General features: G+C 74.8%; 23 protein-coding genes. 12 read left to right on the plus strand and 11 right to left on the minus strand.

Translation table 11 applies throughout. The features are described 5' to 3' along the window. Positions 1 to 349 precede the first annotated feature (349 nt). Positions 350 to 796, minus strand: a complete 447-nt coding sequence (locus BLU95_RS37920) for an NTP pyrophosphohydrolase (RefSeq protein WP_093863990.1) — start codon at positions 794 to 796, stop codon at positions 350 to 352. Between the two features lie 113 nt (positions 797 to 909). Beyond that, positions 910 to 1,563 carry a hypothetical protein gene (locus BLU95_RS37925; protein ID WP_231978102.1) on the minus strand — a complete coding sequence of 218 codons (654 nt, stop codon included), beginning with the start codon at positions 1,561 to 1,563 and terminating at the stop codon, positions 910 to 912. A 262-nt stretch (positions 1,564 to 1,825) separates the two neighbouring features. On the opposite strand from BLU95_RS37925, the gene BLU95_RS37930 reads away from it, so the two are divergent. Both BLU95_RS37930 and BLU95_RS37935 read left to right on the plus strand, forming a co-directional pair. Next, positions 1,826 to 2,638 carry an SDR family NAD(P)-dependent oxidoreductase gene (locus BLU95_RS37930; RefSeq protein WP_093863992.1) on the plus strand — a complete coding sequence of 271 codons (813 nt, stop codon included), beginning with the start codon at positions 1,826 to 1,828 and terminating at the stop codon, positions 2,636 to 2,638. 216 nt (positions 2,639 to 2,854) lie between these two features. Continuing rightward, positions 2,855 to 3,292 (plus strand): hypothetical protein, encoded by a 438-nt coding sequence (locus BLU95_RS37935; RefSeq protein ID WP_093863993.1) that lies wholly within the window; start codon positions 2,855 to 2,857, stop codon positions 3,290 to 3,292. 160 nt (positions 3,293 to 3,452) lie between these two features. Here BLU95_RS37935 and BLU95_RS37940 read toward each other — a convergent pair whose 3' ends face one another. The 3 genes from BLU95_RS37940 to BLU95_RS37950 all read right to left on the minus strand — a co-directional run bounded on the left by BLU95_RS37940 (position 3,453) and on the right by BLU95_RS37950 (position 7,573). Then, the gene (locus BLU95_RS37940; RefSeq protein ID WP_093863994.1) at positions 3,453 to 3,632 is read right to left on the minus strand and encodes a hypothetical protein; all 180 of its coding nucleotides are present in this window, start codon (positions 3,630 to 3,632) and stop codon (positions 3,453 to 3,455) included. A 267-nt stretch (positions 3,633 to 3,899) separates the two neighbouring features. Next, on the minus strand, positions 3,900 to 6,944 hold the full coding sequence (locus tag BLU95_RS45370; RefSeq protein WP_093863995.1) for a helix-turn-helix transcriptional regulator: 3,045 nt from the start codon (positions 6,942 to 6,944) through the stop codon (positions 3,900 to 3,902). A gap of 173 nt (positions 6,945 to 7,117) precedes the next feature. After that, complete coding sequence (locus tag BLU95_RS37950) at positions 7,118 to 7,573, minus strand: serine integrase family protein (protein WP_159425182.1); 456 nt, start codon at positions 7,571 to 7,573, stop codon at positions 7,118 to 7,120. Positions 7,574 to 8,419: 846 nt separating this feature from the next. Between BLU95_RS37950 and BLU95_RS37960 the strand changes: the two genes are divergently transcribed. The 3 genes from BLU95_RS37960 to BLU95_RS37970 all read left to right on the plus strand — a co-directional run bounded on the left by BLU95_RS37960 (position 8,420) and on the right by BLU95_RS37970 (position 10,529). Next, positions 8,420 to 9,208 carry a hypothetical protein gene (locus tag BLU95_RS37960; RefSeq protein WP_093863998.1) on the plus strand — a complete coding sequence of 263 codons (789 nt, stop codon included), beginning with the start codon at positions 8,420 to 8,422 and terminating at the stop codon, positions 9,206 to 9,208. 45 nt (positions 9,209 to 9,253) lie between these two features. Continuing rightward, positions 9,254 to 9,826 (plus strand): hypothetical protein, encoded by a 573-nt coding sequence (locus BLU95_RS37965; protein ID WP_159425183.1) that lies wholly within the window; start codon positions 9,254 to 9,256, stop codon positions 9,824 to 9,826. A 163-nt stretch (positions 9,827 to 9,989) separates the two neighbouring features. Beyond that, on the plus strand, positions 9,990 to 10,529 hold the full coding sequence (locus BLU95_RS37970; protein WP_159425184.1) for a hypothetical protein: 540 nt from the start codon (positions 9,990 to 9,992) through the stop codon (positions 10,527 to 10,529). Between the two features lie 128 nt (positions 10,530 to 10,657). Here BLU95_RS37970 and BLU95_RS37975 read toward each other — a convergent pair whose 3' ends face one another. Then, a complete protein-coding gene (locus tag BLU95_RS37975; RefSeq protein WP_159425185.1) occupies positions 10,658 to 11,134 on the minus strand; it encodes an RICIN domain-containing protein in 477 nt (158 codons plus the stop codon). Positions 11,135 to 11,271: 137 nt separating this feature from the next. Further along, a complete protein-coding gene (locus BLU95_RS37980; protein ID WP_093864002.1) occupies positions 11,272 to 11,760 on the minus strand; it encodes a MarR family winged helix-turn-helix transcriptional regulator in 489 nt (162 codons plus the stop codon). 177 nt (positions 11,761 to 11,937) lie between these two features. Between BLU95_RS37980 and BLU95_RS37985 the strand changes: the two genes are divergently transcribed. Next, on the plus strand, positions 11,938 to 12,672 hold the full coding sequence (locus BLU95_RS37985) for a haloalkane dehalogenase (RefSeq protein ID WP_093864003.1): 735 nt from the start codon (positions 11,938 to 11,940) through the stop codon (positions 12,670 to 12,672). Here BLU95_RS37985 and BLU95_RS37990 read toward each other — a convergent pair. Then, positions 12,642 to 13,459, minus strand: a protein-coding gene (locus BLU95_RS37990; RefSeq protein ID WP_093864004.1) for an IS5 family transposase whose coding sequence is annotated in 2 segments (ribosomal slippage) — positions 12,642 to 13,102 and positions 13,102 to 13,459 — 819 coding nt in all. Because the reading frame shifts where the segments join, the coding sequence is not laid out codon by codon here. The two genes, BLU95_RS37985 and BLU95_RS37990, sit on opposite strands and share 31 nt — an antisense overlap. Positions 13,460 to 13,549: 90 nt before the next feature. Between BLU95_RS37990 and BLU95_RS42735 the strand changes: the two genes are divergently transcribed. Both BLU95_RS42735 and BLU95_RS37995 read left to right on the plus strand, forming a co-directional pair. Next, a complete protein-coding gene (locus BLU95_RS42735) occupies positions 13,550 to 13,720 on the plus strand; it encodes a hypothetical protein (protein ID WP_159425186.1) in 171 nt (56 codons plus the stop codon). A 164-nt stretch (positions 13,721 to 13,884) separates the two neighbouring features. After that, entirely contained in the window at positions 13,885 to 14,472 is a 588-nt protein-coding gene (locus tag BLU95_RS37995; protein WP_093864005.1) for a lytic polysaccharide monooxygenase, read from the plus strand. A gap of 76 nt (positions 14,473 to 14,548) precedes the next feature. Here BLU95_RS37995 and BLU95_RS38000 read toward each other — a convergent pair whose 3' ends face one another. The 3 genes from BLU95_RS38000 to BLU95_RS38010 form a co-directional block, all read right to left on the minus strand. Beyond that, on the minus strand, positions 14,549 to 14,962 hold the full coding sequence (locus BLU95_RS38000; RefSeq protein WP_231978936.1) for a cold shock domain-containing protein: 414 nt from the start codon (positions 14,960 to 14,962) through the stop codon (positions 14,549 to 14,551). Positions 14,963 to 15,099: 137 nt separating this feature from the next. Next, positions 15,100 to 15,756, minus strand: a complete 657-nt coding sequence (locus BLU95_RS38005; RefSeq protein WP_159425187.1) for a hypothetical protein — start codon at positions 15,754 to 15,756, stop codon at positions 15,100 to 15,102. A gap of 190 nt (positions 15,757 to 15,946) precedes the next feature. Further along, complete coding sequence (locus BLU95_RS38010) at positions 15,947 to 16,672, minus strand: SDR family oxidoreductase (RefSeq protein WP_093864008.1); 726 nt, start codon at positions 16,670 to 16,672, stop codon at positions 15,947 to 15,949. Between the two features lie 177 nt (positions 16,673 to 16,849). Between BLU95_RS38010 and BLU95_RS38015 the strand changes: the two genes are divergently transcribed. From BLU95_RS38015 to BLU95_RS38030, 4 genes are all read left to right on the plus strand, one after another. After that, on the plus strand, positions 16,850 to 17,656 hold the full coding sequence (locus BLU95_RS38015; RefSeq protein ID WP_093864009.1) for a LysR family transcriptional regulator: 807 nt from the start codon (positions 16,850 to 16,852) through the stop codon (positions 17,654 to 17,656). 610 nt (positions 17,657 to 18,266) lie between these two features. Continuing rightward, entirely contained in the window at positions 18,267 to 19,394 is a 1,128-nt protein-coding gene (locus BLU95_RS38020; protein ID WP_093864010.1) for a nucleotide disphospho-sugar-binding domain-containing protein, read from the plus strand. Between the two features lie 225 nt (positions 19,395 to 19,619). Continuing rightward, entirely contained in the window at positions 19,620 to 20,543 is a 924-nt protein-coding gene (locus BLU95_RS38025) for an FAD binding domain-containing protein (protein ID WP_093864011.1), read from the plus strand. Next, positions 20,540 to 23,329, plus strand: a complete 2,790-nt coding sequence (locus tag BLU95_RS38030; protein WP_093864012.1) for a molybdopterin-dependent oxidoreductase — start codon at positions 20,540 to 20,542, stop codon at positions 23,327 to 23,329. The genes BLU95_RS38025 and BLU95_RS38030 overlap by 4 nt, the downstream gene beginning before the upstream one ends. The last annotated feature ends 223 nt before the right edge of the window (positions 23,330 to 23,552 follow it).

Raw genomic sequence — 23,552 nt, forward strand, 5'->3', positions numbered from 1 at the left:
GCGCGCGCACCGGAGGGAACGGTCCGGCCGGACCTCCGGACCCGTTGCCGGGCCGGTGATGGCACCAGGTTTACCGCGCCCCGCGCGCCCCGAACCGGCGCTCGCCCCCGGTTCGCCAATGCGAGCGGTCTCCGGGTGAACTTGCCCCGAGCAAGGGCCACTTCGTGCTAGGGCGCGGATCCGGGCGGTGTGGGCGGCGCCCGGGACGTCAGCCCGGGGCCGGTCCGCGTCCACCGAAATGATGAGCCGTCGAGGCCCCGGTCCGGGTGACGGGGAAGGCGGTGGGACGGGCCGGGCCGACGGCGGGGGCCTGGAGGGCACCGCGAGTGCGCCGCGAGGGAACGAGGGGTCAGACGGGGCGGACGGCGCGGGGGCCGGTCACCCCGGCGCCGAGGGCGGTGACCCGGTCACGCAGGCCCCGGTCGGCGGTGACGACCAGGCAGCGCCGTCCGGGGCGGGCGGCGAGGGCTGCCGCGACGATCTCGACGATCAGGTCGTCACCGCTGCCGGCAGCGGCCTCGACGCGCACCCCGGGTTGGGCGGCCGTCACTCCCCGGGCCGCGCCCTCGACGACGAGCAGCACCTCCAGCGGGCCGGTCCGGGCCCAGGGCGGGACGTCGGCCCGCTCGCCCGGGACCCCGTGGTCGGCGACGGGCGCGAGCGCGTCCCGCAGCCGCTCGGCCGCACCACGCCGGTCCCGCCACCAGCCGTCGGGGACCGAACCCACCACGTTGGCGCCGTCCACCACGAGCAGCGGCAGCTCCGGAACGGCCTCGCCGGCCTCGCTCTCACCCATGGCCGGTCAGTCTGTCACGGACCTGCGGCGCGACGCGGGGACCGGCGCGGAGCGCGCGAGGGGGCGTGCGGGCCGGGCGGTGCGGTGCCGGTCAGCCGCCCGTGCCGGTCCGCTCAGAGGTCGGGGAAGCACTCCTCGGCGAACTCCCCGCCGAACAGCTGCTGCGCGTGGGTGAGCATCCGGCGGGCGTACACGGGGTTCCGGGTCAGCGCGGAGTAGCCGTCCCCCTCGACGGTCAGCAGCCCGCAGGTGGCGGCGAGGTAGACGTCCAGCCCCGGGTACATCAGCTCGACGCACGGGATGTCGTCCACGTCGAGCGCGAGCACCGGGTACTCGCCGTGCGCGTCGCCCGCGCCGGTCACCAGGACCCGGCGCGAGTCGGAACCGCCCGGCAGCAGGAAGCACTCGTCGAAGCGGTCCGAGACGCCGTCGAAGCAGGAGCCCCAGAGCTCGCCGAGTTCGTCCCGCGCCAGTTCGCCCAGGGGACGGGGCGTGAAGCGGTCGTCCTCGTCGAGCCAGCCGAACCGGCGCAGCAGCCCGGTGTCGAAGGCCAGCCAGCGCCGCAGGCTCGGCGGGAGCGGTCGGCCGCTGGGGAATACCGCGCCGGCCGCCGGGCCGGCCGGCAGCGGCCGGGGCTCGCCGGTCAGCCACGGCCCGGCCCACGCGCTGTAGTCCAGGATCGGCCGGTGCGGGTCCGCCTCGACGGAGGTGATCACGCGCTCGACGAGCGCGATGCCGTGCTCGGAGGCCGGGGGGATCGGGGTCACGGGGTTCATCGGGCTCGGTGTCCTGTCCGCGAATCGCTCGACTGGTGCTCGGTCGCGCCGAATCTACGGCCCGCCACCGACAACGCCCGGCGCGGGGGAACGGGCGTCCCCGACAGGGTCCGGCCCCCCGGGGGGGCGGGAGGACCGGGAGACCCGACCGCCGGGACCGGACCCGCGGGTGCACGGACCCGATCTGACGGGCCGTCCGGCCAGCGCTCTAGGATCGACGGTTCACGAAACATCGATCCCGGAGGTCACAGCCATGTCGGACCAGCGCGTAGTCGTCGTCACCGGCGGAGGGAGCGGCATCGGCGAGGCCACCGCGCGGCTGCTGCGGGCCGAGGGCCATCACGTGGTGGTGTCCGGCCGTCGGCGCGAGCCGCTGGAGCGGGTCGCCCGGGAGACGGGGGCGCTCGCGCACGTCTCCGACACCACCGAACCGGACGGCGTCCGCGGTCTGGTCGCGGCCGCCGTCGCCGCCTACGGCCGGATCGACGGACTGGTGCTCAACGCCGGTGTGGGCCGGGGCGGTTCGGTGGGCGACGTGACGCCGGAGGACTGGGAGCTGGTGATGCGGACCAATCTCACCGGCCCCTTCCTGCTGCTGCGCGAGGCGCTGCCGCACCTGCTGGTCGCGCGCGGCGCGGTGGTGGCGGTCGCCTCCGTCTCCGCGCTGCGCAACGGCGCCGGCAGTGCCGCGTACGCGACCTCGAAGGCCGCGCTGCTCCAGCTCTGCCGCTCGCTCGCCGTCGACTACGGCCGGCTCGGCCTGCGGGCCAACACCGTCTGTCCGAGCTGGGTGCGCACCGAGATGGCGGACCGCAGGATGGCGCGCTTCGCCGAGGAGGCCGGGCTGGCCGGCGGTGTCGACCAGGCCTACCGCGAGGCGACGGCGCTGACCCCGGCGGGCCGGCCGGGGGAGCCGGAGGAGGTGGCCGCCGCGATCGGCTGGCTGCTCTCCCCGGCCGCGGGTTATGTGAACGGCGCGGTGCTCACGGTCGACGGCGGGGTGACCGCGCTGGACCCCGGTACGGCGGCCTTCGGACTCCGGATGGAGCCGCGCTCGGACGGCTGACCGGAAGGCCGGTCGAGCGGCCGCTCGACCGAGCGGCTGCCCGACCGGCCGGAGCGATGCATTTCAGTCATTGAAAGGCTGAAATCGGCAAGCGGCTTCGAAGATAAGGCTGGACGGTAATCCTCCGCTTGAATCGATGGCAGCATGTGAGGTGTGAAGCATGAAATGTCACATGGCTTCACTCTGCCGTCCCTACCCACGAACGGGAAAAGCCCGATGAATCGGCCCCTTGCCATCCTCGCCACCAGCGCCGCCCTGACCCTCGCCGGTGTGCTCCCCGGTACCGCGCTCGCCGCCGACGCGGCCGCCTCCCCGAGCGTCCCGGGGACCTGCGCCACCAGCTACCGGGGCGTGGTGGTCAACGAGATCTGCGCCATCGTCAGCGGCGACCAGGTGACCTTCCACGGCCGGACCACGCCGACCAGTGTCAGCTGGACCCCGCGCCCGGTGCCGTTCCGCCTCACCGCGAGGATCGTCGACGGCGCGGAGATCGGCACCGTCACGCAGACCGTCAACGTCAGCTGGTCGGCCACCCCGGTGGGCCGGATCTCCGGCGCCCTGCCGTGCGGCTCCACCGCCGAGGCGACCCTCGAAACCACCCAGTGGGGGTGGCCGCCGGCCGCCGTCACCCTCTCCGTCGCGGCGTCCTGCTGATCCCCGCAGAGACGTCCGCACGTCGAAGGGCCCTGCCTGGTCGGCCAGGCAGGGCCCGTCTTCCTTCGGTGCGTCAGCCGTTCCGGGCCGTTGCCGGCCGTTCGGCGCTCGCTCCCCCCGTTTCCCGACCGGGAGCCGCCCACACGGTCCCGGTCGGTGCTCAGTGCGCCCAGTGGGCTCCGGGGCCGGACCGGCTCAGCCGGGCCAGCCGGACCAGGGCGACCGGGTGGTGCCCGGCCTTGCGGGGGGAGGGGGAGAGTCGGACCGTGGACCCGGCCTCGGCCGGGCCGTCGGTCGCCGGTCCGGCGGTCGCGCTCGACGCGTGGTGGCGTGCAGTCATCACTCGGGATCCCTCCTGGTCGGGGAGCGGCTGCCCCGCTCGCTCGCCAATGACCACCAGGGAACCGGCCCGGCCCGGCCGGATCAATGCGGGTGACTACCTATCGGCGGGCGGGAACGCTGGGGGCGCCCGCCGCGCGGCACCCACGCGGGCCGGTCGACCGGTCGCCGGGCCGGCTGCGGGCGACCCCGGCCCACCCCGCGCACCGCTCGGCGGCCGTCTCACCCGCCCGCGCCCGCCGTCCTCACGCGCCCGCGTCCGCCGTCCTCACGCGCCGCCCCCGCCCGCCGGGTCCTCGGCGTCCGCCCGGGCCAGCGCCTGCGCCGTCCCGGCCCGTCCGGTGCCCAGCTTGGCCAGCACGTTCGCCACATGGTGCTCCACCGTGCGCGGTGACAGGAAGAGGGCCTGGGCGATGTCCTGGTTTCCCGTCCCCTGCGCGAGCAGCTCCGCCACCTGACGTTCGCGCGGCGACAGCCGCTTGCCGTAACCCCGGCGGCCCGGCGAGCCGATCCCGCCGAGATCGAGGTCCCGGCGCAGCTTCCGGCAGCGGGCGGTGTCCGTGGTGGCTCCCAGCTCCAGGTAGACCCGCTCGGCGGCGGTCATCCGCTCCGCCGCCCGCGCCCGGTCGCGCGCGGCCAGCGCGGCGGCGATCCGCTCGTCGGCCCGCGCCGCCTCGTACGGCCGCCCGATGTCCTGCCAGTGGTCCCGGGCCCGGGTGAACGCCTCCGCCGCCCCCGGATCGCCGTCCGCGTCCAGCAGCAGCCCCCGGGCGAGGTGCAGCGCCGCCGTCACGGCCGGCGCGTCCCGGTCGGTGAGGGACTCCGTCGCCTCCTCGACGACCCCCGCGGCCTCGGCCCGCCCGCCCGTCGCGAGCAGCGCCTCGACGGCGACCGGCAGCAGATCGGCGGTGCGCGCCCAGGCGTCGGCCTGCCGGGCCGTGGCCAGCGCCGGCCCCACCGTGCCGGCGGCCCCGGCGGTGTCGCCCTCCAGCAACTGGAGGCCGCCGAGCCCGGCGGCCGCCCGCAGCGCCACCGTCACCTGCGACTCCCGCTGGCCGAAGCGGGCGGCGATCTCGAGCTCCTCCCGGGCCAACGCCAGCCGGCCCCGCCCCGCTGCGAGCCGTCCGAACAGCAGCGAGCGCTCGGCACCGGCCATCGCCAGGTCGTCGAACTCCGCTCCCAGCCGGGCGAACCGGGGCTCCACCAGGTCCCAGCGCCCGGCCAGCATGTCGAGCCGGATCAGCGCCAGCCGGCTGTAGCACTCCAGGTACGGAATGCCCGTCAGCCGGGCCAGCCGGCGGCTCTCCTCCAGCAGGTTCGCGGACCGCCGGTCGTAGCCCAGCTCGATCGCGATCTCGCCCGCGTTGTACAGCGCCCGGGTGGTCTGCCGCATCACCTCGGGGCGCTCGGAGTCGCGCGGCAGCTCGTCCAGCCGGTCCCAGACCGCCGGATCGGCGTCCCGGGCCTGGAAGGTGAGCGTGGTGGCCCGCACCGCGGCGGACACGTCCTCGTCCGGGTTGGCCGCCAGCAGGCCCTCCGCCCGGGCGAGCCACTCCCCGGCCCGGCGGCCGGCCCCGTCGCGCTCGTCCATGGCGATCGCCACCATGGCCCGCGCCGCCCGCACCGGGCGCTCCTCCAACTCCTCCAGGGACTCCCGGATCCGGTCGAAGCCCGCGCGGTTGCCGCTGTGCACCGCCATCAGGAACCCGAGCGCGAGCCGGATCTCGCCCCGGTCGGCGACCGGCAGCCGGGGGTCGGCGACCATGCCGCTCAGCACCTGCACGCTGGCCGCCGGGTCGACGTCGTCGGCCGCCAGCCGGGCCAGCGCCAGGGCCGCCCGCCCGCGGCGGCGCGGGTCGAGGTCGGGCTCGTCGAGCAGACCGCGCAGCATCCGCCGGGCACCGCCCGGGTCGCCGAGGGCGGCGGCCTGGTCGGCGGCGGCCTGGGCGAGGTCCTGCCAGGCCGGGCGGTCGCCCATGGCCAGGGTGTGTTCGGCGATCCGGGCGAGCGGCCGGGGCTCCCTGGTCCCCAGCGCGGCCGCGGCCCGCTGGTGCAGGACCCGGCGCCGCGGCCCGGCGATCCGCCCCTGCGCGACCTGGCGGGCGGCCGGGGAGCGGAAGGCGTAGCGGTCCGGTGCGGTCTCCCGCAGGACGGCCGCGTGCAGCGCCTCGGTCAGGCCGTCGGCCCCGGCCTCGGCGTCCAGTCCGGCGACGGCGGTCAGCAGCGCCTCGTCGGCCGGCGCCCCGAGGACGGCGGCGGCCGCCACGACGGCGGTGCCGTCGCCGCCCAGGCGGGCGAGCCGCTGGGTCACCGCGTCGCGCAGTCCGCGCGGGATGTCGGCGGCGGCCAGGACGGCCGCCGGGTCGCCGGTGGCGGTACGCGCGGCGGAGGCACCCGCGCGGTCGGCCGGGGCGCGCTCGGCGAGTGCGGCGTCGGTGGGCGCGCGGCCGGCCGCGGTGCGCTCGGCCGTGGTGTGCTCGGCGAGGGTGTGCAGGTCCTCCTCGACGGCCAGCGGCAGACCCTCGCTGCGCTCGTGCAGGACCCGCGCGAGGTCGGGCGTCGCCGCCGGGCCGAGTACCGACCGGGCCAGCGCCGCGACCGCCGTCTCGTCCAGGGGCTCCAGCCGCTCCAGCCGGACCGGCGCGTGGACGTCCCCCTGTCCGCCGGTCGGGTCCGGCGCCGGACGGAAGACCGCGCCGGGCGCCGGGGCACCGGGCGGCAGCTCCTCGGGACGGTAGGTGAGCACCAGCGCGAGCCGCGGCGGCAGGTCACGGGCCAGCCGCACCAGCAGGTCGAGGGTCGCGTCGTCGGCCCACTGGAGGTCCTCGACCACCAGCACCGGGGCGTCGAGCGCGGTGAGCAGCGCCCGCACCCCCTGGGCGAGCAGCCGGCGCGCGGACAGCAGGGTCCCGCCGTCCGGCGGCACGGCCGGCAGCTGGGCGGCGAGGTCGGGCAGCACCAGGCGCAGCGCCCCCGTGCTGGGCGGCAGCTCGGCGGGCGGCGGCAGCAGGGCGGCGGCGTCCCGCAGCGCGTCGACCACGGGCCCGAACGGCTCCGGTTCGCGCAGCGGGTGGCACCGGCCGAGCAGCACCGGCCGACGGGGGGCGGTGTCGCCCCCGGACGTCCCGCCCAGCGCCCGTACCGCCTCGGCGACCAGCCGCGACTTGCCGCTGCCCGCCTCGCCCTCGACGAGCAGGACGGCCGGGGGCCGGGCGAGCGCGTCCGTCAGCCGGGCGAGTTCACCGGCCCGGCCCACGAAGGCGGCCCCCGGGGCTCCCCCCTCCGGCGCGGCCGGCGACGACGGCCGGTTCATCGGCGCCGCGCCCGGCCGCGTCCGGCGCGGCCGTCGGCACCCCGGCGCGGGGCGGATCCAGTCTGAGCGGGCATACCCCCATGATGCCCGCGCCCGACGGGGTGGCACCGGGTGGGTGGGTCGGTGGCCCGCACGGGGCAGCGTCCCACGGCCCGGTCTCGGACGGCCCGGTCTCAGACGGCCTGGTACGCGGCCGGGTCCCCGCCGGGAGCCGGACGACGCGGGCGGACCGGGCCGAGACCGGGGACGGCCGACAGCCGCGGCACCCCGACGGGCCGGACCACCCGCCCCGGTGCCTCGACCACCTTGCAGCCCGCCCGGGCGAACCGCCGGACGGTCTCCGCGGCCGCCCGGTCGTCGAGCGCGAACACGAACGGGCCCGGGACCAGCACGACGTCCACCCAGCGGCGCTCGGCCGCCACCAACAGGTTCTCCAGCGCCGGCAGCGGTTCCCGGGTGCTGAGCCCGTGGTCGGTGTACACGTCCGGCATCGGCAGCGCGAGCCGGTCGGCCAGCTGCTCCATGGCCGTGCGCATGTAGTCGGCCTCCCGCGCGTCGTAGGGCCGGCACCGCAGGTACACCGCGGCCCGCCGCATCGTCGGACGTGCCGCTCGGTGGAGGTCGTGCATGCCGTTCACCTGGCTCTGGTCACTGTGCGTGCGGGGGAGGTCGGCACCGGGCGGCAGGTGGGGGAGGGGCGGGGCCGGGACGGATCCCGGGCGGCCTCGGGGCCGGTACCCAGCGGACTCCCGGAACGGTACGGGGATCAATGGGGGCCACTACCTATTGCTGTACGGGGTCGTACGTACCGCCCGTGCCCGGGCGGCCCCTGCCGCGCCCCGACAGGCGCCGGCGGCGCCGGGACCGTGCAGGTCGGCCAGGAGTCACGTCAGCCCGGGGTCCGATCACCAGGATGCTGGTGACCGCACTCCAGCTCGGTCCCATGACGGTCGGTGACCACGTGGTCGACAATGACGTCCTCGGGGTCACCACGCTCGAAGATCCACACGACCGGGTGCTTGTCGGCAGCGACGACCGTGAACCGGGGATCCCGCGCTCCGGCTCCCGGGATCACGGTGAAGTCGTCGCCCGGTTGCAGCCAGAAGTCCTCGCCGTACGGTTCGACGAAGAGACAGACAAGATCGTCACCGCCGTTCCGTACTGGGAGCCGGTTCGCAGAAGCCGTCCTGGTGGGTGCCGTTCGACGCGGACCCAGGGTGTCGACGGGCCATGGCGCCGATCATCGCCCGACGGATCAGGCCGCAGCAGACCGGGCCACGTTCCGAGGTGGAGGCCGGCCGTGCCGTGGTGACGCACTTTTCCGCTCGGTACCTTCCTTCCTGGGCACCGCCGTGTCCGGAGGACGCCGGATCCGGCGTCCTCCCGTGCTCCGGGGCCGGGCGTTTGGGCACTGGCCCTGCGGGGAACGGGAGTTCGACAATGCACCTGATCAACCGACCGAAGGGCCAGGACCGTTGACTCCTCCACCGCCGGGGCGGGTCGACCCCGACCTGGCCGACCGTCTGACCGACGCGGTACTGCTCTCCGGGCTCCCGGTCGCCTTCGGGGAGGAGGGGCCCGGTGTGCGGATCCGCCCGGCCCGGCCCACCGGTGACGGCGACCGGTGCGCGGGCGCGGCGGCGCTCGACTGGCTGCCGTCCCCCCGGCTGACCGGCGCCGCCGCGATGGCCGAGCCGGGGCAGTCGGCCGGTCCGGCCCGCGAGGTGGTCGGGACGGCCATGCTGAACGCGCTCGCCGAGTTCCTGCCCGCGTTCGGGCTGGAGACCACCCGGGACGGCTCCGGCGGGGAGCTCCGCGTCGGCCCGTTGGCCGTCCCGGCCGTGGGGCTCCGCGTCCCGCCCGGGGTCCTGGCCGCCCGGCCCACCGGGCCGACCCCGGCCGAACTCGGGCTGCCCGCCGCTCTGCTGGCCACGCTCCGGCGCAGTGCGGCCCTCGCCGGTCTGCCGCTCGCGGCGCACCTCGGCGGTACGGGAATCACCCTCGCGCCGTGCCCGCCGGCCGAGGAGCCGGGCGCGGGTGGCGCGGCGGACATCGGCTGGAACCCGTCCCGCCGACTCGCCGACCTGGCCGACAGCGACCGCCCGGAGGCACCCGGCGCCGCCGCCGCCCGCGCGGCGGTCGACGCCGCGATGCGCCACGCCCTCGGCACCGCCCTGCGTGCCTGCGGCACCGAGCTGCGCTGGCTCCACGCCCTGCAACGCCTGCGCGTCTACGGCGAGTCCGTCCCGACGATCCGCCGCTGACCACCCGCGGCCGACGGCGGGCAGTCGGCCTGTGAGGCTGGCGGGGTGGACACGGAGATCAGCGTTCTGACGGATGGCCGGCTCCTTCGCCCGCCGTCCGAGGTCCGTCCGGGAGAACGGGCCCGGGCGGAGGCCGTCCCGGTGGCGGTGGTCCGGGACGCCGACCCGGCGGCCGCACCGCCGGAGGTCCGGACCGTCACGGGGGAGAAGCTCTTCGTCCCGGCCGTGCAGCGGGCCGAGCTCGAGGAGTTCTGCCGACGTCACGGGATCCCGGTGGTGTGCAGGCCCGATGTGTGGGGCGACCTTCTCGAACCCTTCCTCGACACGGAGTTCACACCGGCGCGGCGTGCCGCGACCGCGGCGGCCCTGGCCCGCGTCGGGCTCGACGAGGCGGCGGTGGCCGGGATCAGGGCCGAGGTCGGCCCGCTCATGGTGGCCTACAACTCCCTGCACTGGGACTGGGCCCACCTGGGCCTGGCCGATCTGCTCGACGCCGCGAGCGCCGCCACGGTCCCGGAGCGGTACCGGATCGCGCCCGACCGGATCCCGGCCTTCCGGGCCCGGGCGATGGCCGTCGCCGAGCTGGGGCACTCGCCCGGCGGGCCGGGCCGCCGCTGACCGTTTGCCCGCGGACCTGCGGGATTCGGCTCCGTCGCCGCAGGTGGGTGGCCCTACGGGCGGTGCGGCGTGTCGGCCGGGCCGCGTGCCCGGGTATCTGCCGAAATGAGAGGTGGTGGCCGTGTTTCCGGCCGCTGTCCCTTCCCACATCTGGTGGTACTCCATGCGTTTGTCCCCGAAGCTCGTCGGTCCCGCCGTGGCGGTGTGCCTGGCCCTGGGCGGAACCGTCGCGGCCGCCCCGCCCGCCCCGGACGCGCCGTCCAGGACGGCGGCCCAGTACTGTGCGACCGTCGTGAGCAAGACCCTGGATCCCGCGGGGCACTCCCGTGTCCTCGGCGAGGCATGCTCGTCCGTGTCCCGCGAGGACGCCCTCGCCCTCGCGGACGCCCCCAACCGCACGGCCGGCCGGCGCAACACCCCGGTCCGCACGCTGCTCCTGGAGGAGTACAAGGACGTCGACCGCTACGACAGCATCTACTCGATGTACGGGGACGCCGGCGGCTGCGACGCGGAGGGCTACCACCTCTTCAACTACATCGACATCGCGGAGAACGTGTCCTCGATGGACGGCTACTACGGCTGCAACAAGGTCCACCTGTGGAACATGAGAAACCAGGAGTCGAACCCGGACCTGGACCTGCCGGCCTTCAGTCTGGGCTCCTTCAACGACAGCGTCCGCGAGCTGCAGGTCTACCGAGGCTGAGCGCGCACACCACGGGTGGTCCGTCCCCGGTCCGGGGACGGACCACCCGCGCGCGGACCGCCCTGCGGGCCGTGCGCACCCCCGGCCGGACGGCACAGGCCGGGGTTCGCGGGGGCGGAGCGGTCCGGTCAGTGGGCGCGCGGAAGCACCCAGGTGCCGATGCCCCGGCAGGGGACGGTGAACGCCTCCCCGTCGATATCGCCCATCAGGCACATGCCGGTGCCGACGTCCTGCAGCTGGAAGGCGCCGTTGGGCGCCTGCTGGTAGGTCCACTGCTGGGACGGGGTGCCGGTGACGCAGGGGCTGGTGCGGACGGTGCCGTCGGCGTCGCTGTCCAGACACAGCCCGCTCGCCCGGTTGGCGAGGGTCGCCGGGCCGACCGGTGCCAGCAGGGTCCACGTCCACTGCTGGTCCTGCGCCCGTACGCTGCAACGGGCGGTGGAGACGGAGACGCCGCCACCGTTCACCAGGCAACGGTCGGACATGTACTGCTCCACCCGCACGGTGCTGCCCGCGGGCGGGACGGAGGCCGAGGCCGGGGTCGTGGCGGTGAGGGTGAACACGGCCGCCGCCGCCGCGGCTGCGAACAGGGACTCTCGACGCATCACAGGGATCCTTCCGATCAACGCGACCGCGCATCGGCCGCACCAGGACATACCCGCCCGGTGGTCCGGCCCGAGCGCTCCGTCCCCGATCTCCCTCTGTCGCACGAACCGCCCCGCGCCGTCACCCGGCGGCGCCGTCACCCGTCGGCGGCGTCCGGGGCGGAGGTGGCGGCCGTCGCGGCGGTGTGCTCGTGGTGGTCCAGGAGGCGGGTCAGCAGGTCCGTCAGGCGGGCGCGTTCCCCGGCATCGAGGGGGGCGAGCAGCGCGTCCTGGGCGGCGTCTACGACGGCGTCGAGGCGCCGGAGGTGGGTGCGCCCCTCGGTGGTCACTGTGATGACGTTGCGCCGGCGGTCGGCCGGGTCGGGGGTGCGCTCGACCAGGCCCCGTTCGGCGAGTTCGTTGACGACCGCGACCATGTCGCTGCGGTAGATGCCGGTGCGCCGGCTGAGCTCCGACTGGCTGGCCGGGCCGCCCTCGGTGAGTGCGGTGAGGGCGGCGAAGTGCCATTTGCGGGCGCCCTCCGCCGCCAGGCCGTCGTTCACCAGGCGGTCGGCGTGCAGGGCGTTGAGGGCCAGCAGTCGGCTGGGCAGGCCGCGGACACGGGGCGGGGCGGTGTGGCCGGTCATGGCGCCCGGGGTGTGCCGGGACGTCTCGTCGTTCTTCACGCCCCGCAGTCTAGCCGTTGTGTTAGTCGCACTAACGATGTAGCGTCATGAATGTCAGCCGTTAGTTCGACTAACGAATATGGCGGAGGTGGTGTCGTGCACCCGGCCCCGCCCGGCGCTACGAGAGGAACCGTCCCGATGCTCACCGTCCCTGTGATCGACTCCCATCTGGCCTATCTGGACACCGGCGCCGACCGCCCTGCCGTCGATGCCGGCCGTCCGCCGGTGGTGCTGCTGCACGGCAACCCCACCTCCTCCCACCTGTGGCGCAATGTCGTCCCGCACCTGGCCGGCCGCTCCCGGGTGCTCGCGCCCGACCTGATCGGCATGGGTGCCTCCGGCAAGCCCGCCGTCGACTACGGCTTCGACGACCAGGCCCGTTACCTGGATGCCTGGTTCGAGGCGCTCGGCCTCGACCGGGTCGTCCTGGTGGGCCACGACTGGGGCGGTGCCCTGGCGCTCGACCGGGCGGCCCGGTATCCGGGCCGGGTGGCCGGGGTCGTCCTGCTGGAGACCTTCCTCAAGCCGCCGGCCGCCGAGGAGCTGCCGCCGCCGGCCCGCGCCCGTGCGGAGGCGTTCCGTACGCCCGGCGTCGGCGAGCAACTGGTGCTGGAGCAGAACGTCTTCATCGAGACGGCCTTCAAGGGTGGGGTGCTCAACCCGCTGGGCGAGGACGAGGTCCGGCCCTACCGCGAGCCGTTCCCGACGCCGGAGAGCCGCCGTCCGATGCTGGCCTGGTCCCGGATGACGCCGATCGACGGCGAGCCGGCCGAGGTGGTCGCGCGGATGGAGGCGTACGGCCGCTGGCTGGCCGACAGTCCGGAGGTGCCTAAGACCGTGTCCTATGTGGTGTGGCGGGCCAGTTGCTTGTAGCAGCAGAGGGTGGCGGCGAGGCCGAGGAAGGCCAGGTAGTTGCGGGGGTCGCGTTCGTAGCGGTGGTTGAGTCGGCGGTAGCCGGTCAGCCATGACATGGTGCGTTCGATGACCCACCTGCGGCGTCCGAGGCGTTCGCTGGACTCGATGCCCTTGCGGGCGATACGGACGCCGATCCGTTTGCCGCGCAGCCATTTCCGCAGATGGGGCACGTCGTAGGCCTTGTCTGCGTGGAGCCGTCCGGGCTTGCGGTAGCGGGCGCCCCAAGTGTGCTGTCTCATCAGGTGGGCCTCGACCATCGGCTTCAGGGCTTTGCTGTCGTGGGTGTTGCCGGCGGTGACGGCGACGACCAGGGGCAGTCCACCCGCGTCCGACAGGACGTGCATCTTGGAACCCGGCTTGCCCCGGTCCACGGGGCTCGGACCTGTGAGGTGGCCCCTTTTTTGGCCCTCACGTGGGCCGAGTCGAGCACGGTCCGGGAAACATCCAGCAGGCCGGCGTCGTCAAGACGCTGCAGGACCACCTCGTGCAGCCGGCCCCACACCCCGGCCCGCGTCCAGATCAGGAAGCGGCGATGAACGGTGGACTTGGAGACCCCGAAACACGGCGGCAAAGCGCGCCAGGAACAGCCGCTGACCAGCACGTACACGATGGCCGCGAACAGCGTCTCATCAGGCGTGTTCGCCGTCCCGCCGCCCTGCGGACGCACCCGCTCCGGCGGAATCAGCGGACTCGCCAACTCCCACAACCCGTCCGGAACAATCCAACTCCACGTACCCCGCCCCATGCCACAACCAACGAGCCATCACCACATAGGACACGGTCTAAGCTGCTGCTGACCTTCGACTCCTCGCCGACCCTGCTGGTCGGGGAGGTCGTGATCGCCTGGGCGCGCGAGCACATCGCCGCGCTCACCGTCGAGCACTGCGGTCCGGCCGGGCACCATGCCCCCGAGGACCGGCCGGAGGAGATCGGCCGCGCGATCGCCGGATGGCTCGGGCGGCACCGCTTGGTGAATTTCAACGCACCTGTTGTACAAGAGGATTGATTGTTGCTCGGCAAGTGGTCCAGACCATTGACGAGGGGTCGCGCGCTGCCTACGGTATGGGCATTCGCCTGGCGCAGTCATGCCAAGATCCCCTTGGTCGGCGCACCCCCACGCGCGTGTCCTGGGCCGGGCGCACTCTCCATCCACCCCCACGGAGGAGCATCATGCGCAAACGCCTTGCCGTCGGCGCGGCCCTGGCCGCCGTCGCCGTCCCGCTCGCGATGGCCGTCCCGGCCAGTTCGCACGGATTCATCAACCTGCCGCCGAGCCGCTCCGCCCTGTGCGGCGCGGGTGTCGTCAAGAACTGCGGCGACATCCAGTGGGAGCCGCAGAGCGTCGAGGGCCCGAAGGGCTTCCCGACCCGCGGTCCCGCCGACGGCACCATCTGCGCCGGGGCGGACGCCCGTTGGGCCCCGCTCGACAACCCGCGCAACGGCGCCTGGCCGACCACCAAGGTGACGGCCGGTGCCCAGCAGACCTTCACCTGGGAGATCGAGGCCCGGCACTCGACCACCAACTTCCGGTACTTCCTGACCAAGCCCGGCTACGACCCGACCCAGAAGATCACCCGGGCGAACCTGGACCTCACGCCGTTCCTGACGGTCCCGTACAACGGCCGTCAGCCCGCCGCCACGACCACCCACACCGGGACCCTCCCCACGGGCCGCACCGGTCACCACGTGGTCGTCGCGGTCTGGGACGTCGCGGACACGTCGAACGCCTTCTACTCCTGCACCGACGTGCTCTTCTGAACCGATCGGTAGCAGCACCCGCACCCCGTGGCCGACGGCCCCGGGGCGCGGGTGTCCGACTGCGCGGGTGTGCCGCTCAGCCCTCGGTCCAGCCGTGGCCCTGGGCGCACCGCAGCATCGCCTCGCGCACCTTGAGCACCTGCTCGCCGGTCAGCGACGGCACCTGCGCCAGCAGCAGTTCGGTCACCTCCGCCACGAACTCGGCGGAGGTGAGGACGTCGCACTCCGCGTCGTCGTGGTCGGCCGCCGACCGCGGCACGAGCGGGACCGTACCGGCCGCGCCGGCCGGACGCGCGAGCGCGCCCTTGGGAAGGCGCACCGACGAGGCCTTGAGCCCGCGGTCGCCCTCCTCCATCTCGAACTCGACCACCAGGCCGGAGTGCACCACGGACTCCGGCATCAACATGTCGTTGACGTGCAGGAAGACGTCCTCCCCGCCGTGGTCCGGAGCGATGAACCCGTAACCCCGCACACTGTCGTAACGCACCACACGACCGGTGACCACTTCGTACCCCCAAGGACAACCCGGGCCCCCTGCCCGACACCTGACGTAGAGGATAGACGACCGGGCGCCGTGGGCGGGAGCGGACCGGGCGCTGCCGTTCGGCCGTCACCGTGTTTCGGCCGTCACCGGACCAGACCCGCCACCCGGGCCTTCCGGCGGAGGAACACCGCGAGCGTCACCGTGCACACGAGGGCGGCCGCCGCGGTCGCACCCCAGAACGGGACGGCGATCCCGCTCGGCGGCTCGGTGATCATCCGGTCCCCGTCGAGCCACACCGAGGTCTCGCGGCCGTCCGGGTACAGCTCCCGGGTCGGCCGCTCCTCGCGGAACTCCCGGTCGTCGACGAACCAGCGGTAGGTGCAGCCGTAGAGGTCGCGCCCGATGTTCTGGTCGTTGACGCTGCGCCCGGTGACCCGGCAGTCGGTCGTCGTGGCGGCGACCCTACGCGGTTCGTGCCGCGCCGCGTCGACGGCGTGGGCGGTCTGCGCGGCCGCGAACACCGTGCCCAGCGCGAACGCGGGGACCGCCAGCAGGCCGACCCAGGCCGCCGCGAAGTCGCGGTCGGGCAGATCGTTGATCACCGTCCGGGCAGTGGCGAGGAGTGCCACCAGGGCGGCGCCGGCGGCCAGCAGCCAGCCGGTCCGGCCGCCCGGCGTGTCCTGGGACTCCCACCACACGACCGGCGCCGCCGCGGCGACCAGCCCCGCCGCCATCACCGGTACCAGCACGGCGCTCCGCCGCTGCGCCGCCGTCCACCGTTCCCCGTCCCCGCTGGTCAACCCGGCCCCCTTCCCCCGGGATTCCCCGGGAGCCCGTGGTGGCGGACGCCCCCCCGGACGTCCGCCGTGACGAGTGTCACGTGCTGCTGCCCGGTGTGCCCAGCCCGTGGGCGGTCCCGGGCCCGGCCCGGGGCGGAACGGTGACACGGCCGCGACATCGTCACCCGCGCGCGACACCGTCACCGCGGCTCTACCAGGGCACGACCTCGCCCAGGTGGTCGACGAAGTGGAGGCCGCCCGCACCGCGGTGGCCCTCGACGGTCTCCACCACTCCCGGCACGCTCTCCTCAACGCTCAACTCGGCGTGCGGGCCGCCGAGTCCGGTGCGAACCCAGCCCGGGTCGACCAGCAGCAGGGTCCGGCCGTCGTCGGCGTGCCGGGCGGCGTCGCAGCGCATCAGCTGGTTGAGTGCGGACTTGCTGGCCCGGTAGAGGTCCTGCCCGCCCCGGGTGTTGTGCGTGATGCTGCCCTGGTCGGAGGACATGACGCCGATGGTGCCGTTCGGCGCGACCAGCGGGCGGAGGACGTCGACGACGCGCAGCGGGCTCAGCGCGTTGGTGACCATGACCTCGGTGAACATCTCCGTCGGCACCTCGCCGATCGGCAGGTCGCCCCGGGTGATGGCGGCGTTGACGAAGAGCAGGTCGAGGGTGCGTCCGGCCAGCCGGTCGCGGAGCGCCGCGATCGAGGCCGGATCGGTCATCTCCAGCGACTCGACGGTCAGTCGGCCGTCGGCGGTGTCCAACAGCTCGTGCAGGCCGGTGGGCCGGTCGCCGCGTACGGTGCCGATGACGTCCCAGCCCCGGCGGAGGTACTCGGCGGCGATCCCGAGGCCGAGGGTCCGGGAGGCACCGACGACGAGGGCGGTCCTGCGGGTGCCGGTCGTGTGCGTGTCGTTCACGAAGGCGTCGTTCATGGGGCTGTTGTTCACGAGGGTCCTGATTCGACGAGGGCCTGACGGCACCGGTGCGGAGAGCGGGACGATGTCCCGGGGCGCCCGCGCCGAGGGGCGCCGGGCGGTCACGGTACGAGTCTCCGAGCAGTGCCGGCCGGGCGTCCAATACCCTTTGGGCCGCATTGATACCGTGCGGGCATGGATCTGGACCTGCGCAAGCTGCGCTACTTCGTCGCGGTGGCCGAGCACCGGCACTTCGGCCGGGCGGCGGCCGCACTGTTCATCGCCCAGCCCGTCCTCAGCCGTCAGATCCGGGCGTTCGAACAGGAGGTGGGCTGCCCGCTGTTCACCCGGACCACCCGCAGCGTCGAACTGACCGCCGCCGGGCAGCGGTTGTACGAGGAGGCGCCCGGGATCACCGCCGCGGTGGCGGGCACCGTGCGCCGGGTGCGGGAGGCGGGCAGTCCGGAGCGCCGGCTCGTGGTGGGCTTCTCGGCGGGCCTGCACGTCGCGGAGGCGATCCGGGCCTTCACCGCGCGCCACCCGGACGTCGTGGTCGACGTGCTCCCGCTGCCCTGGGTCGAGCGGGACGCGCCGCTCCGGGACGGCCGGGCGCACGTCGGTTTCCTGCGGCACCCGTTCGACGACTCGGGGCTGCACACCGTCCCGGTCGGCCACGAGACCAAGGTCGCCTGCCTGCCGGCGGGCCACCCGCTGGCCGGGCGGCAGGCGCTGGTGCTGGCGGATCTCGAGGGTGAGCCGGTCATCACCCGGCGGACGGCCTCGTTGGAGGAGAAGTTCGAGCTGATCGCCTCCGGCCAGGGCGTCGCCCTGGTGCCGCTGAGCGTCATGCGCGCGTACGCCCGTCCCGGGCTGGTCCACCTCCCGGTCGACGACCACCCGCCGGTCGCGACCTGTCTGGCGGCGCCGGAGGGCCACGGGCCGGGACCGGTGGCCGACTTCCTGGAGACCGCCGCCGAGGTGCTCCGCGCGCCGGGGTCGTGATCCGGCCATCGTCGGAATTCCGTGCGGTGAAAGCCGGTTCGCCGTAGCATCGTCGCCGGAACGCGCGAAAGCACAGCCCGGTCGGTAGTCCGGGCGCCGCCGGCCCCGGCCGACAGTCAGTCATTCCCTCCCAGGGTGTCCGGTGCGTTCCTCCCGGCGCGCGGTCGCGTGCGGGACGCGGCACCACCATGGGGGGAAGCAGCATGCCGAGGACGTTCGCCGCCCGGCCGCCGGAGGCCGCGCCCGCAGGCCGGCCGTGCCGCGCGGGCGCCGACGGCCCCGCCGTCGACCCCCCTTCCGGCAGCGTCTGTTCCGCAGCGGTCCGTCCTGTCGCAGCCGGTCCCGCCGCCGCCCGTCTCCAGGAGAGACAGGCCCCGGCCCGGACGTGTACGGGCGGCTAGCCCCTCCTCCCCGGGCACGGTCCGCGCCCTCGGCGGCATCCCGGTACCACGCGGTCGGCCGTCCCTCCCCGCTCCGGACACTCGAACGTCCGATTGTCGATCCTTCGTGGAAAGAGATCTGACCGTTCGTCAGTTGACGTTGACGGGGGACGGATCGGTCCGTGGTCGATCCGTGGCACGACCCAATCGAGAACGATCAGGAGATCACTGTGCGCATACTCTTCACCGGCCCGGCGGCGCCGAGCCACCTCTTCCCGATGGTGCCGACCGCCCAGGCCCTGCGGGCCGCCGGGCACGACGTGCTGTTCGCCAGTCCGAGCCCGTACGACCAGCTCCGGCAGGCCGGCTTCCCGATCGTCGGGATCGGCGACGGGCGGCCGCTGCGGGACTCCTTCGAGGCGACCTGGGGCGGGCAGGTCAGCTACGCCCAGCCGGGCATGACCCAGGACGAGATCCTGGAGATGGCGGCGGCCGCCTTCGCCCACGCCTCGCGCTCCACGGTCGAGGACCTGCTCGCGGTCGCCGAGCGCTGGGGCGCCGATCTGCTCGTGCACGACTCCTGCCTGGCCTCCGCCCAGCTGGTCGCGGCCCGGCTCGGCATCCCGGCGGCGCTGCAGAACTTCGGCGTCATCTCCGGCCTCGAGCTGGCCGCCCGGCTGGCCGCCCACTTCACCGATGTCTACGAGAAGCACGGTGTGGCCGCCCCCGCGCCGACCACACCGCTGAACGTCGTCCCGGCCTCGCTCGGCGGCGACCCGGGCGGACTGCGGATGCGCTACCTCCCGTACAACGGTGGGGGCGTGGTCCCGGTCGAGCTGCTCGAGCGGGGCCACCGGCCGAGGGTCGCGGTCACCCTGGGCACCGTGATCGCCGGGATCGACGGCGTGGCGGCGATCGCCCGGCTGGTCGAGTCCGCCGGGGCGGTGGACGCGGAGTTCCTGCTCGCCGTCGGCGACGCCGACCTCGGCAAGCTGGGGACCCTGCCGGACAACGTCCGCCCGCTGCCCTGGGTGCCGCTCGCGGAGCTGCTGCGGGTCTGCGACGCGGTGGTGCACCACGGGGGGTCCGGCAGCACGCTCACCGGGCTCCAGGCGGGTGTGCCCCAGCTGCTGCTGCCCCAGGGTGCCGACAACTTCGCGGTGGCCGATGCCCTGACCGCCGCCGGGGCCGCGCTGAGCGCCGGCTCCGACGCGGTCGACACCGCCCTGCTCACCCGGCTCGTCACCGACCCGGCGCTGCGCGAGGGCGCCGCGCGGCTCCGGGCCGAGAACGAGGCGCTGCCGACCCCGGCGGCCCTCGTCCCGGAGATCGAGGCCCTGGTCACCGCCCACCGGTGACCGGTCCGGACGTTCGTCGGGGGCGCTGAGGGCACGCCGCTCCCCGTCCCCGGTGGAGGTGCCGCCCCGCACCCCCACCGGGGACGGGACGGCCGCGCCGGACTCGGGCGCTCCCTGGGTGATCGTCCAGCTCCGGGGCGGTGCGCTGGTGCGCGGATCCACTCGTTCCGGGCCCGGCGCGTTGCTGCAATACCCATGTCGATCTGTCGAGGACGGTGGATGCACATGGACCTGAACACCGTGGTGGAACTGCGGGATGCCCGCGAACGCGGGACGTGGCGGCCGGGGGACGCCTGGCTGGGCGGCGGGACGTACCTGTTCTCGGAGCCCCAGCCGCACATCCGGCGCCTGTTCGACCTCAACCGGATGGGCTGGGAGCCGCTGCGGCCCACCCCGGACGGCGGGCTGGAGATCGCCGCGACCTGTACGATCGCGCAGCTCTCCCGCCACCCGAAGCCGGCCGGCTGGACGGCGGCACCGCTGTTCGAGCAGTGCTGCCGGGCCTTCCTCGCCTCCTGGAAGATCTGGAACGTGGCCACCGTCGGGGGCAACCTCTGCAACGGCCTGCCCGCCGGGCCGATGATCTCCCTCACCGCCGCCCTCGACGGCGTCTGCCGCCTCCTCGACCGTAGCGGCGCGACGCGCGTCCTGCCGGTCGGGGACTTCGTGCTCGGCGCCGGGGTCAAGGACCTGCGGCCGGGCGAACTGCTGCGCTCGATCACCCTGCCCGGCCGGGCGCTGACCCGCCGGACGGCGTTCCGGCAGGCCTCCCTCTACGGGCTCGGCCGCTCCGGCGCCCTGGTGATCGGCACCCTGGACCCGGTGGACGGGGAGTTCGCGCTGCACATCACCGCGGCCACGGTCCGGCCGGTCCGGCTGGGCTTCGCCGTGCCGCCGAACGCCGAGGCGGTGCGCGAGGCGGTGGAGCACGCCGTCGCGCCGGACGAGTACTTCGACGACATCCACGGCCTGCCGGCCTGGCGGCGGCACATGACCCTGCGGTTCGCCGAGGAGGTCCGGCGCGAGCTGGTCGAGCTGGTCGAGGGGGTCGGACCCGTCGGACCCGTCGAAGCCGTCGGAGCCGTCGAGCCGCGAGAACCGGCCGGGCCGGACCGGGCCCCCGGCGCCACCGAGGAGGCCGGCCGATGAGCTTCACCGTCCGAGTCAACGGCGAGGACTCCGACACCGAGCCGCGCCCCGGCCAGTGCCTGCGCACCTACCTGCGCGAACGCGGCTGGTTCGGCGTCAAGAAGGGCTGCGACGCCGGAGACTGCGGCGCCTGCACGGTGCACGTCGACGGGGAGCCGGTTCACAGCTGCCTCTACCCGGCGCGGCGCGCCGAGGGCCGCGCGGTGACCACCGTCGAGGGCCTCGCCACCGAGGACGGCCTGCACCCGGTGCAGCAGCGCTTCCTCGACGCCCAGGGCTTCCAGTGCGGCTTCTGCACGGCCGGTTTCCTGATGACCGCCGCCAAGCTCGACCAGGACCAACTCACCGACCTGCCCAGGGCACTGAAGGGGAACCTCTGCCGCTGCACCGGCTACCGGGCGATCGAGGACGCGCTCCGCGGGGTGAAGCACACCGAGGAACCGGCCCCCGGGGAGGCGGTCGGCCGCAGTCCGGGCGCCCCCGCCGGACCGCAGGTGGTCACCGGAACGGCGCGCTACACCTTCGACCTGGAGGTCGAGGGCCTGCTGCACATGAAGCTGCTCCGCTCCCCGCACCCGCACGCCCGGATCGTGTCCGTCGACACCTCGGCGGCGCTGCGCGTCCCGGGGGTGCGGGCGGTGTTCACCCACCACGACGCGCCGGAGCGCCTCTACTCCTCCGCCCGGCACGAGCACCCGACCGAGGACCCGGACGACACCCGGCTGCTGGACGACGTGGTCCGCTTCGCCGGCCAGCGGGTGGCGGCGGTGGTCGCCGACAGCGAGGCCGCCGCCGAGGAGGGCTGCCGCCGGGTCGCGGTGGAGTACGAGGTGCTGCCGTACGTCCTGGACCCCGAACTCGCCATGCTGCCCGGCGCCCCGGTGCTGCACCCCAAGGGCCCCGAGTCGCGGATCGCCCGCCCGGAGAACAACGTCTGCGGCGAGGTGCACGGCGAGCTCGGCAGCGTCGAGCAGGGCTTCGCCGAGGCGGCGGTCGTGTACGAGGAGACCTTCCGCACCCAGCGGGTCCAGCACGCCAGCCTGGAGACGCACGGCTGCCTGGTGTACTTCGAGGAGCACGAGGAGACCGGCGAGGAGCGGATCGTGGTGCGCTCCTCCACCCAGGTGCCCTTCCTCACCCGGCGCGCCCTGTGCGCGCTGTACGACCTGCCGCCGGAGCGGGTCCGGGTGGTGGCGGGCCGGGTCGGCGGCGGGTTCGGCGGCAAGCAGGAGATGCTCACCGAGGACATCGCCGTCCTGGCCGCGCTGCGGCTGCGCCGGCCGGTGAAGCTGGAGTTCACCCGGGCCGAGCAGTTCCTCGGCGCCACCACCCGCCACCCGTTCACCGTCACGGTGAAGGCGGGCGCGAGGGCGGACGGCACCCTGACCGCCCTGGCGTTCCGGGTGGTCGCCAACACCGGGGCGTACGGCAACCACGGGCCGGCGGTGATGTTCCACAGCGTCGGCGAGTCGATGGGCGTCTACCGGGCGCCGCACAAGAAGGTCGAGGCCTACTCGGTCTACACCAACGGCGTGCCCGCCGGGGCGTTCCGGGGCTACGGCCTGGGCCAGGTGACCTTCGCGGTGGAGTCGGCGATGGACGAACTGGCCCGCCGGCTGGGCATGGACCCGCTGGAGTTCCGGGAGCGGAACATCATCGGCCCGGGCGAGCACATGGTCGGCCCGGCGGGCGAGGAGGAGGACCTCCACATCGCCTCCTACGGCCTGGACCAGTGCCTGCGGGTGGTGCGGGACGCCCTCGCCGACGACCGCAGCGCCGAACTCGCCCCCGAGGGCTGGCTGGTGGGCCAGGGCTTCGCGATGTCGGCGATCGCGACCGGCCCGCCCGGCGGCCACTTCGCGGACGCCGCCGTGACGCTGCTGGAGGACGGCGGTTACGACATCGCGGTCGGCACGGCCGAGTTCGGCAACGGCACCACCACCGTGCACAAGCAGATCACCGCCGGGGCGCTCGGGACGACGGTCGACCGGATCACGGTCCGGCAGTCCGACACCGACGTGGTCCGCCACGACACCGGGGCGTTCGGCTCGGCCGGTACCGTGGTCGCGGGCAAGGCCGTGATGAAGGCGGCCAACGCGCTCGCCGAACGCATCCTCAGCTTCACCGCCGAGTACGCCCGCACCCCGCGCAGCCGGATCGCGCTCGGCGCCGAGGCGGTGGAGTGCGAGGGGCGCCCGGTGCCGCTCAAGGAGGTGTTCGCCGCGGCCGCGGCGCAGGGCGTGACGCTGACCGGCGAGGGGCACTGGGGCGGTTCGCCGCGCTCGGTGGCGTTCAACTCGCAGTGGTTCCGGCTCGCCGTCGATCCCGACAGCGGGGAGATCCGGATCCTGCGCAGCGTCCACGGGGCCGACGCCGGCCGGGTGATGAACCCGCTGCAGTGCCGGGGCCAGGTCGAGGGCGGCGTGGCGCAGGCCCTCGGCGCCACCCTGTTCGAACGGGTCCTGGTCGACGAGCGGGGCGAGGTGACGACGGCCGCGTTCCGCCGCTACCGGCTGCCGGCCTTCGCGGACGTCCCGCGGACCGAGGTGCACTTCTCCGAGACCTCGGACGCGATCGGCCCGCTGGGTGCCAAGTCGATGAGCGAGAGCCCGTTCAACCCGGTGGCGCCGGCCTTCGCCAACGCGCTGCGCGACGCCACCGGCATCCGGTTCACCGGCACGCCGTTCCTGCGCGACCGGGTGTGGCAGGCGATCGACGAGCACCGCCGCGCCGGGGGAGTCGCCGGCGGGGGAGTCTCTCCGGCGGGCGGGTCGTCGGCGGGGTAGCCGGTGGCGGGCGGGTCGCCGGTGGGGAGGCCGGCGGCGGGGGAGCCGGCGCGCCGGGCCGGGGCGCCACGGCCGGGGCCTGCGGCGGAAGCGCGCGGCCGACCCGCTTGAGGTCGGGGCGGCCGCGCGTTCCCCGCACACCGATCCAAGCGGAGCGCCACTGTCCGGACCACTGGACATCGGTACCACCCGCGGGCCCCGCCGTCGGGTGATCGAACAAGAG

The organism is Streptomyces sp. TLI_053 (genome assembly GCF_900105395.1).
Classification (GTDB): Bacteria; Actinomycetota; Actinomycetes; order Streptomycetales; family Streptomycetaceae; genus Kitasatospora.

Coding starts and splice junctions, on each gene's coding strand:
- BLU95_RS37935 (WP_093863993.1), top strand. CDS start 2,855: ATGAATCGGCCCCTTGCCATCCTCGCCACCAGCGCCGCCCTGACCCTC.
- BLU95_RS38025 (WP_093864011.1), top strand. CDS start 19,620: ATGGACCTGAACACCGTGGTGGAACTGCGGGATGCCCGCGAACGCGGG.
- BLU95_RS45370 (WP_093863995.1), bottom strand. CDS start 6,944: ATGAACCGGCCGTCGTCGCCGGCCGCGCCGGAGGGGGGAGCCCCGGGG.
- BLU95_RS37980 (WP_093864002.1), bottom strand. CDS start 11,760: ATGACCGGCCACACCGCCCCGCCCCGTGTCCGCGGCCTGCCCAGCCGA.
- BLU95_RS37950 (WP_159425182.1), bottom strand. CDS start 7,573: ATGCACGACCTCCACCGAGCGGCACGTCCGACGATGCGGCGGGCCGCG.
- BLU95_RS38010 (WP_093864008.1), bottom strand. CDS start 16,672: ATGAACGACGCCTTCGTGAACGACACGCACACGACCGGCACCCGCAGG.
- BLU95_RS37940 (WP_093863994.1), bottom strand. CDS start 3,632: ATGACTGCACGCCACCACGCGTCGAGCGCGACCGCCGGACCGGCGACC.
- BLU95_RS37970 (WP_159425184.1), top strand. CDS start 9,990: ATGCGTTTGTCCCCGAAGCTCGTCGGTCCCGCCGTGGCGGTGTGCCTG.
- BLU95_RS37995 (WP_093864005.1), top strand. CDS start 13,885: ATGCGCAAACGCCTTGCCGTCGGCGCGGCCCTGGCCGCCGTCGCCGTC.
- BLU95_RS37930 (WP_093863992.1), top strand. CDS start 1,826: ATGTCGGACCAGCGCGTAGTCGTCGTCACCGGCGGAGGGAGCGGCATC.
- BLU95_RS37975 (WP_159425185.1), bottom strand. CDS start 11,134: ATGCGTCGAGAGTCCCTGTTCGCAGCCGCGGCGGCGGCGGCCGTGTTC.
- BLU95_RS38030 (WP_093864012.1), top strand. CDS start 20,540: ATGAGCTTCACCGTCCGAGTCAACGGCGAGGACTCCGACACCGAGCCG.
- BLU95_RS37985 (WP_093864003.1), top strand. CDS start 11,938: ATGCTCACCGTCCCTGTGATCGACTCCCATCTGGCCTATCTGGACACC.
- BLU95_RS38015 (WP_093864009.1), top strand. CDS start 16,850: ATGGATCTGGACCTGCGCAAGCTGCGCTACTTCGTCGCGGTGGCCGAG.
- BLU95_RS37920 (WP_093863990.1), bottom strand. CDS start 796: ATGGGTGAGAGCGAGGCCGGCGAGGCCGTTCCGGAGCTGCCGCTGCTC.